This window comes from Chryseobacterium phosphatilyticum (genome assembly GCF_002899825.2).
Lineage (GTDB): Bacteria > Bacteroidota > Bacteroidia > Flavobacteriales > Weeksellaceae > Chryseobacterium > Chryseobacterium phosphatilyticum.
In genome coordinates this window covers 366,290-380,370 of sequence record NZ_PPED02000004.1, presented here as the reverse complement: position 1 = coordinate 380,370, position 14,081 = coordinate 366,290, and the positions used below count along the sequence as shown (strand labels likewise).

Below are 14,081 nucleotides of genomic sequence, written 5' to 3'. Positions count from 1 at the left end.
CAAAAATCTCTTTTAACAATTCAGATTAAAATACATCTAAAACCATATTAAACAGAATAAAACCTTCAAATAACTCTAATTTGAAGGTCTTATTTAAATTACCTACCTTTAAAAAAAATAAAATTTTAAATGAGAAAATCGGCTGCAATCATTTTTGCGTTTATCATTTCACAATTTCAGGCTCAACAAGGAGCTTATTATCAGCAGGCTGCGAAGTACAAGATGGATATTGATGTTAATGCTGAAAAATTTACATACCAGGGAAAACAAACATTAGAATACACCAATAACTCACCCGATGAGTTGAATGTGGTTTATTTTCACTTGTATTGGAATGCTTTTAAACCCAACTCAATGATGGACCAAAGGGTCGCTTCCCAAGGGAAAAATGGAGATGGAAGATTGCAAAAAGACGGAATTTCGAGATTGGCTTCCATTCCTAAAGATCAGGAAGGAGCTCAAAATATTCACTGGATTAAGCAAAATGGTAAAGATCTGAAGTTTGAAGTTCAGGAAACCATCATGAAAGTTTATCTGACAGAGCCCATTAAGCCGAATTCTACCACTACCTTTACAATGGATTGGGATGCCGTAATCCCTGAGCAGATCAGAAGAAGTGGAAGAAACAACAGGGAAGGGGTTGATATGACTATGACCCAATGGTACCCGAAAATTGCAGAGTACGATTATGACGGCTGGGCAACTTTTGATTACCTGGGAAGAGAATTTCATGCCCCATTTTCAGATTTTGATGTCAATATTAAAATCAATAAAGATTATGTAGTAGGGGCAGGAGGAATTCTTGAAAACCCAACGGAAGTGAAAGGCTATGATACCAATGCCAAAATCAAACCAGAAAAAGATAAAAAGGTAATCTGGAAATGGACAGCAAAAAATATTCTGGATTTTGCCTGGAGTGCAGACAGAGATTACTCTGTAGAAAGCTTCAATGTTCCTCAGGGACCTAAGGTATATCTGGTATATCAGAAAAATGATAAAACGAAAGCCTGGGGGGAGGCTCAGCCTTATATTACAAAGTATTTCCAGATTATGAATTCTCACTTCGGGAAATATGTATATCCTACCTATGCATTTATCCAGGGTGGTGACGGTGGCATGGAGTATGGAATGTGTACCATGATCTTAGGAGAGGCTAAAAATATCAAGGATTTGATGGGCTTAATGGCTCACGAAGGATCTCACTCATGGTATCAGCAGATGCTGGCAACCAACGAATCGGTACGTCCGTGGATGGATGAAGGCTTTACCAGCTATGCAGAAGGCTATACTATGCATCAGCTATTCCCGGAACAATTACCCAACCCTTTTGTTGAAAGATTAGATGCCTACAGAAACTTTGTTAAAAAAGGAATTGAAGAGCCGGCAGTGTGGTTAGGAGATCACCATGATAACGGAACAGCGTATACTTATGCCTCTTATGTGAAAGGAGAATTGTATCTGGTACAACTAGGATATATTATGGGAGAGCAGAACCTTGCTGAAACATTAAAGCAATATTATGATCAGTGGAGTATGAAACATCCTTCAGACAGAGACTTCCTGCATATTGCTCAAAAAGTTTCCGGAATGGATTTAAAATGGTTCCATAATTACTGGATCAATACCACCAAAACAATTGACTACGGAATTAAAGATGTAAAATATGATGCAAAATCCACTACCATTACTTTGGTAAACAAGGGGCAGGTTCCTATGCCAATAGATTTCAGTGTAATGACAACAGATAAAAAAGTTATTACCTATCAAATCCCATTGAATATGACTCATACATGGAAAGAAAAAGATATCTATGGCGACTTTAAAACAATGCCATACTGGCCCTGGACACAGAAGGAATATACTGTAACCATTCCTTATACAAAATCTCAATTGTCTGTGTTAGGAATAGATTTCAGCCAGAGAATTGCAGATGTGAATATGGCGGATAATTTTGTAGAAGTAAAATAAAACGATAAACATATAGATAAAAGGAGTATTTGAAAGTACTCCTTTTATTTTTTTATAAATTTGGACGGAAATTTTTTTTAAATCATAGCCTGTTAAAATAAATGAATTCAATTGTAATAAACGTAGGGAACAGTAATATCAGATTTGGCCTTTTTAATGGAGATAACTGTGATGTTTCGTGGGTGATCAATACCAAACCTTACAGAACAGCAGATGAACTGTATGTACAGATGCTGATGCTTTATCAGACCTATAAAGTAGAGCCTAAAGAAATTGACAAAGTAATCATTGGTTCAGTGGTTCCTCAGTTAACCAAAGTAATGAGTTCAGGAATCAAGAAGATTCACGGCGTTACTCCGGTAATTGTTGACAGGGCTACACCTTCAGCAGTACAGGCGAAATCCAAACAGATGGGGACAGATATTTATGCCAATCTTGTGGCCGCACATAACCTGTATCCGGATAGGAAAAAAATTGTTATTGACTTCGGAACTGCTCTTACAGCAAGCTGTGTAGCAGAAACGGGGGAAACATTGGGCGTTATTATCGCTCCGGGGATTGTGACTTCTTTAAATTCTTTGATCCACCAGACAGCTCAACTTCCGGATATTGAACTTAAAAAACCTAAATCTGTCCTGGGATTAGATACAGTAACCTGTATGCAAAGTGGTATGGTATATGGTTTTCTGGGAATGGTAGAAGGTTTTGTCAACCGCATCAATGATGAGGTTAATGATGATTGCTTTGTGATTGCGACCGGTGGTGTTTCACACGTTTATAAACCTCTGACGGATAAAATTCATGTAATGGACAGGCTTCATACTCTTAAAGGACTCTATTTTCTGGGAAAAGATCTGTAAATTTAGAGACTGGGACGGGAGTAAGTCCTGTTTACATGAAGTTTCTATGGTAACCTCAATTTTAAATCTTGTAACAAAATGGGAAATTTTCCTATACTAAAAACAGAAAGACTGATATTATCACAGCTGGAAGAAAAAGATATTCCTTTCATTGTTGACTATCTTCAGCATAGAATTTATTCGGATTTTACGTCCAATATTCCTTATCCTTACACGGAGAATGATGCTAAGCTATGGGTGAAATTGTCTCAGGAAGCTTTTGAAGATAATTCAGGATATACTTTTGCGGTCCGAAATAAGGAAGAGGAACTCATTGGAGCGATTGGCCTCCATGACCGGGAAGACGATAAAGCTGAGTTAGGATACTGGATAGGAATTCCTCACTGGAATAAAGGATATATTACTGAAGCAGCCAGAGCGATCGTAGATTTTGGATTTAAAGAACTGGGATTCAATAAAATTTTTGCAACGCATCTTCCACATAATCCTGCATCCGGAAAAATCATGGAGAAGATAGGGATGGAGAAAGAAGCTGTTTTAAAGCAAGATGTAAAGAAAGGTGGAGAATATTTTGATCTGGTCATGTATTCTATTTTTAACAACAGAAATTAATATCAGGTTTTAATACAATTTCAACCTTATAAAAGTAAAAATCAGAGAATACTTGATGTTCTCTGATTTTTTTATTTTTAAATTATTCCGGATAGGGATTAAAATTATCTCTTACTTTTAAAAAAGTCTTTAACGATAGAAGAGCATTCTGTTTCCATGATGCCGGTCACTACTTCTGTTTTCGGATGTAAAGAAAGATGTTTATTGATAAACCCTCTTTGCTCATCTCTCGCCCCAATCACTACTTTTGATATCTGTGACCAGGAAAGAGCTCCGGAACACATGACACAAGGTTCCATGGTAACATAGAGCGTACAGTCTTTTAAATATTTTCCTCCAAGAAAATTGGCAGCAGAAGTGATGGCCTGCATTTCTGCATGAGCCGTTACATCGTTCAATGTTTCAGTAAGGTTATGGGCTCTTGCGATAATACGGTTGTTGGAAACCACAACACATCCGATAGGAACCTCATCTTTTTCCAGTGCGGCTTCTGCTTCCTGCAGAGCCATTTTCATATAGTATTCGTCGGTAAACATTTAGTCTGCCATTGTTAAAGTTAAAGGAAGATTATATTGAAATCTTGCAGGATCCCCTTTGGTGAGGGCAGGGGTGAATTTTTCAGAAATAGAATATAAGGCAATTTCCGCCTGCCTGTTAAAAGTAAAATTATCGCCGTTAGCATGTACATTGCTTACACTTCCGTCTTTTTCCACAATAAAAGCAACGCTTGTCTTTACCGTTTTTACGTCAGAATTAACCCCATTTATGTACAGAAGATCAGCAACCTCCTGTCTCAAAGTATTAATTCCTCCCGGATAATTCGGAGCTGATTCTACCACAGAAGGTCCGGTGTAGGGTTCTCTTTTTATAGACTGAAGATCCTCCAGATTTCTTACCTTTAATAAGGCACCGATCAAAGCAGTATTTTCAATACTGTCCATCTTCTTCATAAAGTAGATAAAGTCTCCCCTTATGCCGGCTTTTTTGAACGTGTTGGATTCTGCATCAAATTTCTTTTTAAACTCATTATTCAGCATATTTCTATGCTGGTTGTAATAGCTCTTTACAAGCCTGAATTCCTCTTTTTGCTGAGATAAACAAAAGGAAGAAATGATGCAACATATACAAATTAATAAAGCTTTCAATAGAGGCATATTTATGTAAATATACTTAAAAAATATGAGATCAGTCTATTGTTGATTAGCTTTCAAGATAATGATTTAATGATTCCTGAAGATGGGAACGGATGTCGTCAACTAAACATTTCGGTTCTAAAACAATGACTTCTTTTCCATAGGATAAAACCTCCTGCATAAAGTCATAGGTAGGATGAAGAAAAAATTCAAAATAGATTTCTTCAGTCGTTTCCTTCGTTTCTTTCTGTGATTGATGGAGAGGAAAGCTTCTGATGTATTCGCCCTGATGGCGGCTGCATTTTAAAGTAATTTTTTCAGGTTTGTGTTCTGTAAGATTCATCACCCCGAAAGCATTTTTGAAATGTTCTCTAAAATTGTAATTATATTTTTCTCTGAATTTGCTTTTGTCTACATCCAGATAATTGATTCTGTCCAATCCAAAAGATTTTAATGCTTTATCTTTGGTATCAACAGCAATCAGATACCATCTGTCTTTTGACTCTTTTAAGGCCAGTGGATGAACTTTCCGGGAGGTCATCAGTTTGTTCTTGTAATTGTAATGTTCAAAAGTAACCACCCTTTTATTACGGATGGCGAAAAACAGATCATAGAAATGCTCCACTCCGGTTGGCTTACGACTTTCAAAGAAAATAAAATTAGAAAAATCAGGATGAAGATTCAGGGCGTTGCTTACCTGAAAGGATTCCAGTAATTTCTGGTTGTATTCATCCACTTCCATGATGGGGCGGCTTTCAATATAATACCGGTTATCTCCTTTTTTCTTATTGTGAATAGAAAGATTGAAAAGATCAGAAATCTCACGGATATCCCTTTGCAGGGTGCGGATCGAGTAGCTCTTAATCTCTGCATCCTGAAATTCAAAAGAGTTTAAAAGATAGTGTTCCAGCTGAGAATAGGTAGCCGGAGAACTTTCCAATCTTTTTATAATTAAGGCATATCTGGTCAGATAAAAATCTTTTTTCATGATGTAATTTTGTAAGGCAAATATATGGGCTTAATGCGACAAAACGTGTCGTGTTTTATTATTTTGTCGAAGTATTTTTTGGATATTTACTTTAGAAATTCTCTTTAAAAGAGATCCAAAAAACAAAAACCATCTCAAAGAAATGGTTTTTAAACACAGGTTCTGCTGTCCCGGATTTTGTGAATGGTGAATTCAAAGGGATATGAAGATTGAAATGGTTATTAGTTTTTATGGTGTTCTAAAGGTGATAATAGACAGCGCAGAACCGATGTGTTGTAATTTATAAATTCTCCTCTTCAGGAGTAGCTTCTGTAAAATCTTCTCTGAAGAAATTTTCAATATCGTCGAGATAGTTTTCATAGTCTATCTCTACATTTTCAATGTCTCTCCATTCTATGGTGTAAGGGATTTCATTAAAGATGACATTTGTGTTGTGCTGAGCTATTTCCATATTATCAGAGGTTAAGAAGTTTGTTTTTTGGGTTTGTTTCTGTTTCAAAAATAGTGTCGTAAAGCGTCAAAACTTGACGTATAAAAATTAATTTACAGAGAATTTGATTTTTTTAAGAAAAATCTTTGATTTCTATCTCATCAGCCATCAGCATAATGATATCCATTTCTGAAAGCATTGATTTGAGTTTTACCCCGCCGATTTTCAGATCATGGTCAGACAAAATATACCACCAGATTCTTTGAATAAAATCTTCAAATTGTACTTCATTTGTATACATTAAAGCCTTTGTCTGAGCGGTCAGTGCGAGTAGCTGCTTCGTGATGTCCCTGCATTCGTTCATTTTTCTTTCGTGGGGCAAGAGAACATTAAGGACGCAGTTCTGTGAATCATAGAGAAGATTGGCTGTAATTTTCAGCTGTTTTTTTTTAACATTAACTCCTCGTTCATCACTTATCTTTCCTGCCAGAATTTTACTCCTGAAGCCTGCGATTTCTGAAACTTCACTGATGGTATTTGTAGAAAGAATATCTTCTACAGTTTTTAACCAGTTTAATGTCTTTTCAACAAATAGAGGGTCCTTTTTTTCCAAAGAAGAAACTATTTTCGGGAAGTCCTGAAGTTGTTCCTTTAATTGGGAAACCAGAATAAATTGTGATTTTTTCATGTTTTATTCCGGGATTAAAGTTTCTACAATATTTCCATTGATGTCTTCATATCTTGACCATTCCATTCCGGCTTCACTCACGCTCATTTTAGCAAAAATCAGGCATTTGACATCCAGTTCCATTAATTTGCTGGCTTCCACAATGATTTCCTGATCTTCAATTTTTTCAACTACCTTTTTTGTTTCCAGAATAACCCTGTTGGAAATACTTTTATGGAAAATATCAGGATTTGTATATTTCCAGCTAAAATTGGATAATGACTTGCAAAACTCTACAATGATTTTAGGAATTGGTGCAAGGTATTCGATCTGATCAAGAGTGAGTGTCGGTGTATTTTCTTCCTTAATCTTGATAAGGAGATCAAGGTAAGCAGGTTCCTGTTTAATGAGAAAATCCTTTAAACTCTGATCACTTTTTATATCTGAAGGATCATAGTCTGTTTTAGCAGCTTGAATGATTTCGTCATAGATAAAGTCTCTGAAAATCATTTTTGGTGATTTTCCTGCTGTAGCAAAAGGAATAGTAAGATCAACAGTACCTACTTTCATTCTGGGAATTGAAAAATGTTTCAGTAAGTTATCCTGGGCATATTCTTTTGCCATTTGTACTGTTTGTAAATCAGTCATTTTTCTGGCTTCAGCAATCTCAGAGACAATGCCTCCCAGATATTCTCGTAATTTTGGCATAATACGTTTTTTTTAGTGAGTAAAAAATGGGTTAAAATGGATGGCTGCCTGAGCAGCCATCCAGAATAAGATATTGTTAAGGAGTTACCGGTGTTGAATTCGCAACAATAGCATCCTCCAGCATGTCCATGATTCTTGCAAGACCGGCAGGCAATTCATCATTTACAGCTTTTACATGTACTCCCAGAGTGTATGTTTTTTCTGTGGTAGAAGTGCTTGAATTGGTTTTCTTATAAGATGCTGAAGCATTGAACTTAACTTTCCAAAACTTGGCACTTAAAGAAGCACTTCCCTGAAACTCGCTGGAGACATTCTGAGTTTCTACAGAGTTTAGTTTTGCATTAAAGTCAATGGTCATTTCATCAATTCTTAAAGCCGGAATCGTTAGCATAGAAAGTAACGGAACACTTAGAGTAACCTGAGATTGTACAGGGGTTTCATTACCCTGAACAGGATTCGGTACTGTTTTTTTGTACACAAAATCTACATATCTAAGCTTTGAAGTGGCTCCGGTTCCTTCAAAACCAACTTCTTTAATGAAGCTTACCTGTGACATAGAAGCGTCATGCTGCGCCTTAATAGCAGCCTGCATAGGCCCTCCGATGTATACACTGAAATCTAAACTGTTTAATTCCTGGACTAAATTTGCCATAATTCTAAAATTTTTAAGGTTATTAATTGGTTAATAATATATAGTAGTGCTAGCAGACTAATATTCATTGTTAAGTAATAGATATCCTGTTCAGCAGCAGATTGCTGAAGAATAATTGTTGACAATTAAAAGGATATTGGGTTAGAAAAAGAAGCTTGTTTAGCTATAGTTTTCCTGGTTATTTTCTTTATTCAAAGATCGTTTTGCGTAGCGTCAAAACTCGTCGTGTTATAAATCTTTTTTTGATTTTTTTTTGTTTTTTGATAATTCAAAAGTAGTAGCGGAGAACGACAAAACTTGACGCATATAAAACTTTTTTTGACCTTTTATAAGCTAAAAAGCTTATTTACATTCATTATAAGCTTTTTAGCTTATAATTTATTTCTAATCAGTTTTTGAACGATTTGATTCAAAACTTCTCTGTTGTCATCAATATAGCTTAATCCGGCCTGTATCAGATTTTCAATATTGGAGCGTCTTACATTATCCATTGACGGAGAGGCATTTTTTAACGATGGGTTCAAACGGTAATAGTTCTTCTGATTTCTTAAGCCTAAAGTCTGAAACATCTGTGCAAGCTGATAATCTACTGTTTCTGCATTAGCAGACATTAAAATATCAATTATCGGATTTACCCAGCCTATTTTTCCTGCCTTTTCCAATCTTTTGAAAGAATAAGGTCTGGCCTCAATCCCTGTTCCGATGGATACAATGATCATATCATTTACTCCAGGATGATTCGCTTTCTGATGATTTTTTAAAATCTCTGCAAAAGGAATTTTCCGAGCTTCCGCATACGCACAAAGTGCAGGATTATTGGCAAACATCCCCCCATCGATCAGGCTAAAGATTTGTCCGTACATTGATTTGATCTGAACAGGACAAAAATAGGTAGGGGCAGCGGACGTCGCTCTACAGATATCTTTTACATAAAAATTATCTGTGCTGAGATGGGCTTTCCATGAGTTGAAAAGTTTTGCCCTTCTGTTCTCTATATCATAACTTGTTATCAAACATGGTTTTATTAATTCTTTCAGTTCCAGATTTCCAAAAAAGTCGTTCAGGTTTTTTTGTAATGAGTCCTGAGAAATTCTTTCATTCAATAATCCAAACGGATTGACCAGTTTTTCCCAAAAAGAAACCTGGAAGATGTCGCCGCCCTTTTCAGCATATAATTCTAATCCTTTCTGGATAGAATACTTTGCTTTTCGGGTCTCATCGGGGCATAAAATAATAGAAGCAATCAGACCTCCCGTGCTGCTGCCTGCCACCAGATCAAAATAATCTCCCAGTTTGGCACTCGGCTTATCATAATACTGGAGCTGTTCTTCTATGTAGCGTAGAATAATGCAGGTGATAATCCCCCTTATTCCACCCCCGTCCAAAGAAAGAATGGTTGTCTTTTTCATGTGATATTTTTAATTATTTTTTTAAAAGAACACATGCAATTTTAAATCTATAGAGCTATTTAACAGATCGTAGAAAATAGTGGTTTTGTCTTTTAGATTTATTGCTTTTTTGTTGTTTTCTTGTAAAGCAAAGGTAGGACGGGGAAGCGACAGAACGTGTCGTATATTAATTAATTTCCAAAAAAAGAGAATTAAAATATAACGTAATTTTCCTGATCTTTAGGTAGTTTGATTAATATTCTCCAGCTGGTTTTTATAGAGCCTTTGGGAGCTGGAATCTTCTTTTTCTCGAAATGCGGAAGGTCCTTAAATGTTTTCCAGTTTCCTCCCCAATCCCATCCATGTTGGGCAAAAATTTTCACACATTCATACCAGTCAGCTACCTGATCATTGTCCCAATCTTTTGCGGTATCCCAGCTTGCGGTTTTCCCATCAATGATCAGGCAGATATCTACAGCAAGGCCATAATTGTGGATGCTTTGTCCGGCTTTGGCATTGGTTACCTTTTTTCCTGAAGTAATTCTTCCGATAGCATACAGCTTTTCCTGCTCCTCGAAAGACCGTAGTCCCTGAGTGATTCTTACTTTTGCTCTGCCCGTAAGAGCTTTATCACACTCTTTAATGATTTGTTTTACTTCTTCTCTGATGAGCGGGTGAAGTTTCTGAATGCGCTCTGATGTTACTTTGTCCATGGTGTTATTCTATTGTTAGTCAAAAATATAGGATGTAAGCGACGAAACTCGACGTATTATAAAAATTTTACGTGAATTTGTTGTAAAGAATTAGTTATTTACTGTTTTGTGTGCTTGGTAATTAAGTTTGGATAAGATCATAAAAATGATTCGTCAAATTTGAATTGACTGTATATTTGTACAATAAATTCCTTTCATTAATTTGAAGAGATAAATGAGAAGAGTCTGAATTAAAAAACACAACATAATGCATACCGTTTTACCTTTTTTTCTGGCAATGATAGCCGCTATTGTCCTCTTAAATATGTGGGCTACAAAACTCAAAATAGCCTATCCTATTTTATTGGTCGTGTTTGGATTGCTTGTAAGCTTTGTGCCCGGTCTTCCTACTGTAAAAATTAATCCCGATCTCATTTTTTTTATTTTCTTACCTCCTTTATTATTTGAGGCATCCTGGTCTATTTCCTTTAAAGAAATGAGGAGATGGTGGCGGATTATCGGCAGCTTTGCTTTTCTTGTCGTATTCTTTACGGCATTGTCCGTGGCTGTTGTTTCTAATTATTTTATTCCCGGATTTAGTATCGCTCTGGGATTTTTGCTTGGAGGGATTGTCTCTCCACCTGATGCGGTAAGCACCGGAGCTATTATGAAATTCGTGAAAATCCCTAAAACAACCTCGGCTATTCTGGAAGGTGAGAGTTTATTAAATGATGCTTCTTCTTTGATTATTTTCCGTTTTGCACTTATTGCTATTGGTACAGGACAATTTGTATGGCAGGAAGCCTCTCTTACCTTTTTGTGGATGATTATTGGTGGGGCAGGTCTCGGATTGCTATTAGCCTGGATTTTTGTGCAAATTCATAAACGATTGCCCACGGATGCATCCTCAGATATTGCTTTGACCCTTATCGAGCCCTATCTCATGTATTGGCTGGCAGAGCAATTTCACAGTTCCGGCGTATTAGCTGTGGTGTGCGGAGGTTTGTATATGTCTAGTAAACGATTGATCTTTTTAAGCAGTACAAGCCGGATAAGAGGATACAGTGTCTGGGAGAGCTTTGTATTTATTCTGAACGGGATTGTATTTTTGATCATAGGTTTGGAGCTTCCCGAAATTGTAGGAGGCTTACGCTCAGAAGGAATTCCTTTGATGACAGCCATTAATTACGGGGTGCTTGTAACAGGTATTCTTATTGCAGCCAGAATTATTAGTTCGTATGCCGCAATGCTGGCTACTATTATCTTTAGACCTACTGTAGCTCCCAGAGCATCTTCCAACAGGAGGCGATTTATGATGCCACTTATACTTGGCTGGACCGGGATGAGGGGAGTGGTGTCGCTGGCTGCAGCACTTGCCATTCCTATTAGCCTTCACGGGGCTCCTTTTCCCAACAGAAATCTCATTTTGTTCATCACTTTTGTCGTGATATTGCTTACTCTTCTTGTTCAAGGATTGACCTTGCCATACATTATAAGGTTCGGACATGTATTTGATGATTTTATTGATGATGAAAAAGAAGAAAAGGCCCGTCAGGAAATAAAGCAGAAACTCAAGCAGCATGTGTATCATTTTCTTAAAAATAAACATGAAAATGAACTTCAAAGTCATGCTGGTCTGGAGCGTATGTTAAAGCATTGGGAAGAAAAAAATAAAGCGAACGACACAGAATGGATGAGTACAAAAAACAAAGTTATTTTTCTTGAAATGCTGGAAAGTCAGAGACAATTTCTTTCAGAGCTGAATAAAGATGTCTCCATCAATGAAGAGATTATCCGTCATCAGCTTTATCAACTTGATCTGGAAGAAGAACGTTTGAAGATGATTTAAAATAAATGTTTTTGTAGGTAAAATTAACTCTCTAATGCGACAAAATCTGACGTGTTAAAAATGTTTAATAGGCTGATCATTAATTTGTTAAAGCTTGTGTTAATTTTAATGTTAAGACTGTTTTTATTCTTTGAAAACCATAATTTTGTATAAACATTTCTTTCTCACTATGTATGCTTTGGTAGACTGCAATAACTTTTTTGTTTCCTGTGAGAGGACTTTAGATCCTGATCTTGAGGGGAAACCTGTTGTCGTTCTTTCGAACAACGATGGTTGTGTTGTGTCCAGAAGTAAGGAAGCAAAAGATTTAGGGATTCCTATGGCTGCACCGGCATTCAAATATAAAGAGCTTTTTCAAAAACATGATGTGAAAAGCTTTTCTGCAAAATTTGAATTGTATAATTACAAAAGTCAGCAGGTCATCAATATCTCAAAATCGTATGTGATTGATTATGAAATTTATAGTATTGATGAGCTCTTTTTGGACCTGACAGGATTTAAGTATATTGATATTCAGGAGTATTGCGTTAAAATCAAAGACGAGATTAAGGAAAGGGAAAATATTCCCGTGAGCATAGGTATTGCTCCGACGAAGACTTTATGTAAGGTCGCCAATAGGATTGTAAAAGATTTTCCGGAAAAGTTTGATGGTGTTTACATCTTGGATACCTCTGAGAAAATTGAAAAAGCCCTGAAATGGCTTAATATAGGTGATGTATGGGGAATAGGAAGGAAGCTGGCTGCAAAAATGAACGACAGTGGAGTTTATAAAGCCTGGGATCTTCTTCAGAAACCTGAAATGTGGGTTCGGAAAGTTATGGGAATTCACGGAGTCAGAATGATTAATGAGTTAAAGGGAATGCGCCAGCTGGAATTGGATGAGCCTTCTCCTAAAAAATCTATAGCGGTTACGAGAAGTTTTATGGAGATGCTAACGAAGAAAGAGGAGGTTCGTGAGCGGGTTGAAACTTTTGGAATGTATTGCTCGGAACGATTGAGAAAACAAAATACCTGTTGTAAAATGATCACTGTTTTTGTACAAACCAACCGTTTCAGAAAAGATCTTCCTGAATATAGAAATGCAATGACCCGGGTTCTTTCTAATCCTACAAATTCTTCCATTTTGATTGGAAGGGTAGTGAATGAGCTTTTTGAAGCGATTTATAAAGAGGGTTTTTATTATAAAAGAGCTGGTGTAATGGTAAATGATTTCGTTCCTGAAGATCAAAGACAGATTGGCCTTTTTGAAGAAGATAGCCAAAACCAACATCTTCCTGTCATGAAAGCAATGGATGCCATGAACCGGAAATTCGGAAAAGATAAAGTTCGTCTGGGAAGTATGAGCGGCGAAAATACCTTTGGTCGCGCGCAATTATCTCCGGAATACGAGGCCTTTTTAAAAAATAATACACTACCTGAAGCCAATTTCAGGTTTCATTAATCATATTTATTTTTAGCCTTCGATCCTTTATCTTGAGTATAGAAGATTAAAAGGTCTTAGGAAGAATAACATCATGTAAATCTATTTTCTCTCATATTTCCAGTTTCTTCCTTTTCCTTCTGCAATCCATTCTATAGCCTGATCCATTCTTTTATTCCTTGTAGCTTCTGTTTTGGCTTCCATAATCCAGGTGATGTATTCTTTTCTAAAGGAGGGTGATGCCTTTTTAAAAACATCTAAAGCTTTTTGATTGGCCTCTAAAGCCGTTTGAAAATATTCAGGGATCTCCATCTCCGTTTTGGAAGGGGCTGCTTTTTTCATGATAACCCCCATATCGGTAAGTTCCATAGCTTCTTTAATCGCTTTTTTGAGCTGAGGTTTTGATGGAAGATCCTCAATTCCTGTTATTTTACCGAGACTGAACATCGAATTCTTTTCAATATCTTGAGTGATTTCCTTCATTGTTGTCATCTCCTTTTCCAGCCAGAACCCAAATGTGCAATGTTGCTTGAAAGAGGCCATAGCACAAAGATTCTTCCCTTTATAGATAAAATGCGGAAAGCTCCATTTCATGGTTTCTTCGGCATCAGGACAGAATTCATGAACGGTTTCACGAAGATAATGTAAGACAGGCTTGGCAAAATCCTGAGATTTTTCGATATAGTGATCTATTTTTGAACTGTATTTTTCCAT

The 14,081-nt window shown here is 36.6% G+C and carries 15 protein-coding genes; 5 read left to right on the top strand and 10 right to left on the bottom strand.

What is annotated here, in order from left to right; genetic code table 11:
• The first annotated feature begins 129 nt into the window (after positions 1-129).
• The 3 genes from C1631_RS17415 (at position 130) to C1631_RS17405 (ending at position 3,440) form a co-directional block, all read left to right on the top strand.
• Positions 130-1,968 carry a M1 family metallopeptidase gene (locus tag C1631_RS17415; RefSeq protein ID WP_103246650.1) on the top strand — a complete coding sequence of 613 codons (1,839 nt, stop codon included), beginning with the start codon at positions 130-132 and terminating at the stop codon, positions 1,966-1,968.
• Positions 1,969-2,069: 101 nt separating this feature from the next.
• Positions 2,070-2,828, top strand: a complete 759-nt coding sequence (locus C1631_RS17410) for a type III pantothenate kinase (protein ID WP_109713553.1) — start codon at positions 2,070-2,072, stop codon at positions 2,826-2,828.
• 78 nt (positions 2,829-2,906) lie between these two features.
• Positions 2,907-3,440, top strand: coding sequence for a GNAT family N-acetyltransferase (locus tag C1631_RS17405; protein ID WP_103246648.1), 534 nt, complete (start codon positions 2,907-2,909; stop codon positions 3,438-3,440).
• Positions 3,441-3,544: 104 nt separating this feature from the next.
• Here C1631_RS17405 and C1631_RS17400 read toward each other — a convergent pair whose 3' ends face one another.
• From C1631_RS17400 to C1631_RS17360, 9 genes are all read right to left on the bottom strand, one after another.
• Positions 3,545-3,976, bottom strand: coding sequence for a nucleoside deaminase (locus C1631_RS17400; protein ID WP_103246647.1), 432 nt, complete (start codon positions 3,974-3,976; stop codon positions 3,545-3,547).
• Positions 3,977-4,585, bottom strand: coding sequence for a hypothetical protein (locus tag C1631_RS17395; protein ID WP_228441320.1), 609 nt, complete (start codon positions 4,583-4,585; stop codon positions 3,977-3,979). It abuts the gene before it with no gap.
• A 55-nt stretch (positions 4,586-4,640) separates the two neighbouring features.
• Complete coding sequence (locus C1631_RS17390) at positions 4,641-5,561, bottom strand: helix-turn-helix transcriptional regulator (RefSeq protein WP_103246646.1); 921 nt, start codon at positions 5,559-5,561, stop codon at positions 4,641-4,643.
• Positions 5,562-5,841: 280 nt separating this feature from the next.
• Positions 5,842-6,012 (bottom strand): hypothetical protein, encoded by a 171-nt coding sequence (locus tag C1631_RS24155; protein WP_165828324.1) that lies wholly within the window; start codon positions 6,010-6,012, stop codon positions 5,842-5,844.
• 112 nt (positions 6,013-6,124) lie between these two features.
• On the bottom strand, positions 6,125-6,679 hold the full coding sequence (locus tag C1631_RS17380; RefSeq protein ID WP_109713551.1) for a hypothetical protein: 555 nt from the start codon (positions 6,677-6,679) through the stop codon (positions 6,125-6,127).
• Positions 6,680-6,682: 3 nt separating this feature from the next.
• A complete protein-coding gene (locus C1631_RS17375; RefSeq protein ID WP_103246643.1) occupies positions 6,683-7,366 on the bottom strand; it encodes a hypothetical protein in 684 nt (227 codons plus the stop codon).
• A 76-nt stretch (positions 7,367-7,442) separates the two neighbouring features.
• Positions 7,443-8,018, bottom strand: coding sequence for a DUF2589 domain-containing protein (locus tag C1631_RS17370; RefSeq protein ID WP_103246642.1), 576 nt, complete (start codon positions 8,016-8,018; stop codon positions 7,443-7,445).
• 371 nt (positions 8,019-8,389) lie between these two features.
• On the bottom strand, positions 8,390-9,427 hold the full coding sequence (locus C1631_RS17365; protein WP_109713549.1) for a patatin-like phospholipase family protein: 1,038 nt from the start codon (positions 9,425-9,427) through the stop codon (positions 8,390-8,392).
• A 191-nt stretch (positions 9,428-9,618) separates the two neighbouring features.
• On the bottom strand, positions 9,619-10,119 hold the full coding sequence (locus C1631_RS17360) for a M15 family metallopeptidase (RefSeq protein ID WP_103246640.1): 501 nt from the start codon (positions 10,117-10,119) through the stop codon (positions 9,619-9,621).
• A 247-nt stretch (positions 10,120-10,366) separates the two neighbouring features.
• Here C1631_RS17360 and C1631_RS17355 point away from each other — a divergent pair, with 247 nt between their 5' ends.
• Entirely contained in the window at positions 10,367-11,947 is a 1,581-nt protein-coding gene (locus C1631_RS17355) for a Na+/H+ antiporter (RefSeq protein ID WP_103246639.1), read from the top strand.
• A 145-nt stretch (positions 11,948-12,092) separates the two neighbouring features.
• Complete coding sequence (locus C1631_RS17350) at positions 12,093-13,388, top strand: Y-family DNA polymerase (RefSeq protein WP_228441317.1); 1,296 nt, start codon at positions 12,093-12,095, stop codon at positions 13,386-13,388.
• Positions 13,389-13,469: 81 nt separating this feature from the next.
• Here C1631_RS17350 and C1631_RS17345 read toward each other — a convergent pair whose 3' ends face one another.
• A complete protein-coding gene (locus C1631_RS17345; RefSeq protein WP_103246637.1) occupies positions 13,470-14,081 on the bottom strand; it encodes a YdeI/OmpD-associated family protein in 612 nt (203 codons plus the stop codon).

Excerpts from the sequence above, each read along its gene's own strand:
- C1631_RS17410 (WP_109713553.1), top strand. The coding sequence starts at position 2,070 with ATGAATTCAATTGTAATAAACGTAGGGAACAGTAATATCAGATTTGGC.
- C1631_RS17415 (WP_103246650.1), top strand. The coding sequence starts at position 130 with ATGAGAAAATCGGCTGCAATCATTTTTGCGTTTATCATTTCACAATTT.
- C1631_RS17365 (WP_109713549.1), bottom strand. The coding sequence starts at position 9,427 with ATGAAAAAGACAACCATTCTTTCTTTGGACGGGGGTGGAATAAGGGGG.
- C1631_RS17345 (WP_103246637.1), bottom strand. The coding sequence starts at position 14,081 with ATGGAAAAATACAGTTCAAAAATAGATCACTATATCGAAAAATCTCAG.
- C1631_RS17400 (WP_103246647.1), bottom strand. The coding sequence starts at position 3,976 with ATGTTTACCGACGAATACTATATGAAAATGGCTCTGCAGGAAGCAGAA.
- C1631_RS17390 (WP_103246646.1), bottom strand. The coding sequence starts at position 5,561 with ATGAAAAAAGATTTTTATCTGACCAGATATGCCTTAATTATAAAAAGA.
- C1631_RS17370 (WP_103246642.1), bottom strand. The coding sequence starts at position 8,018 with ATGGCAAATTTAGTCCAGGAATTAAACAGTTTAGATTTCAGTGTATAC.
- C1631_RS17405 (WP_103246648.1), top strand. The coding sequence starts at position 2,907 with ATGGGAAATTTTCCTATACTAAAAACAGAAAGACTGATATTATCACAG.
- C1631_RS17380 (WP_109713551.1), bottom strand. The coding sequence starts at position 6,679 with ATGAAAAAATCACAATTTATTCTGGTTTCCCAATTAAAGGAACAACTT.
- C1631_RS17375 (WP_103246643.1), bottom strand. The coding sequence starts at position 7,366 with ATGCCAAAATTACGAGAATATCTGGGAGGCATTGTCTCTGAGATTGCT.
- C1631_RS24155 (WP_165828324.1), bottom strand. The coding sequence starts at position 6,012 with ATGGAAATAGCTCAGCACAACACAAATGTCATCTTTAATGAAATCCCT.
- C1631_RS17355 (WP_103246639.1), top strand. The coding sequence starts at position 10,367 with ATGCATACCGTTTTACCTTTTTTTCTGGCAATGATAGCCGCTATTGTC.
- C1631_RS17360 (WP_103246640.1), bottom strand. The coding sequence starts at position 10,119 with ATGGACAAAGTAACATCAGAGCGCATTCAGAAACTTCACCCGCTCATC.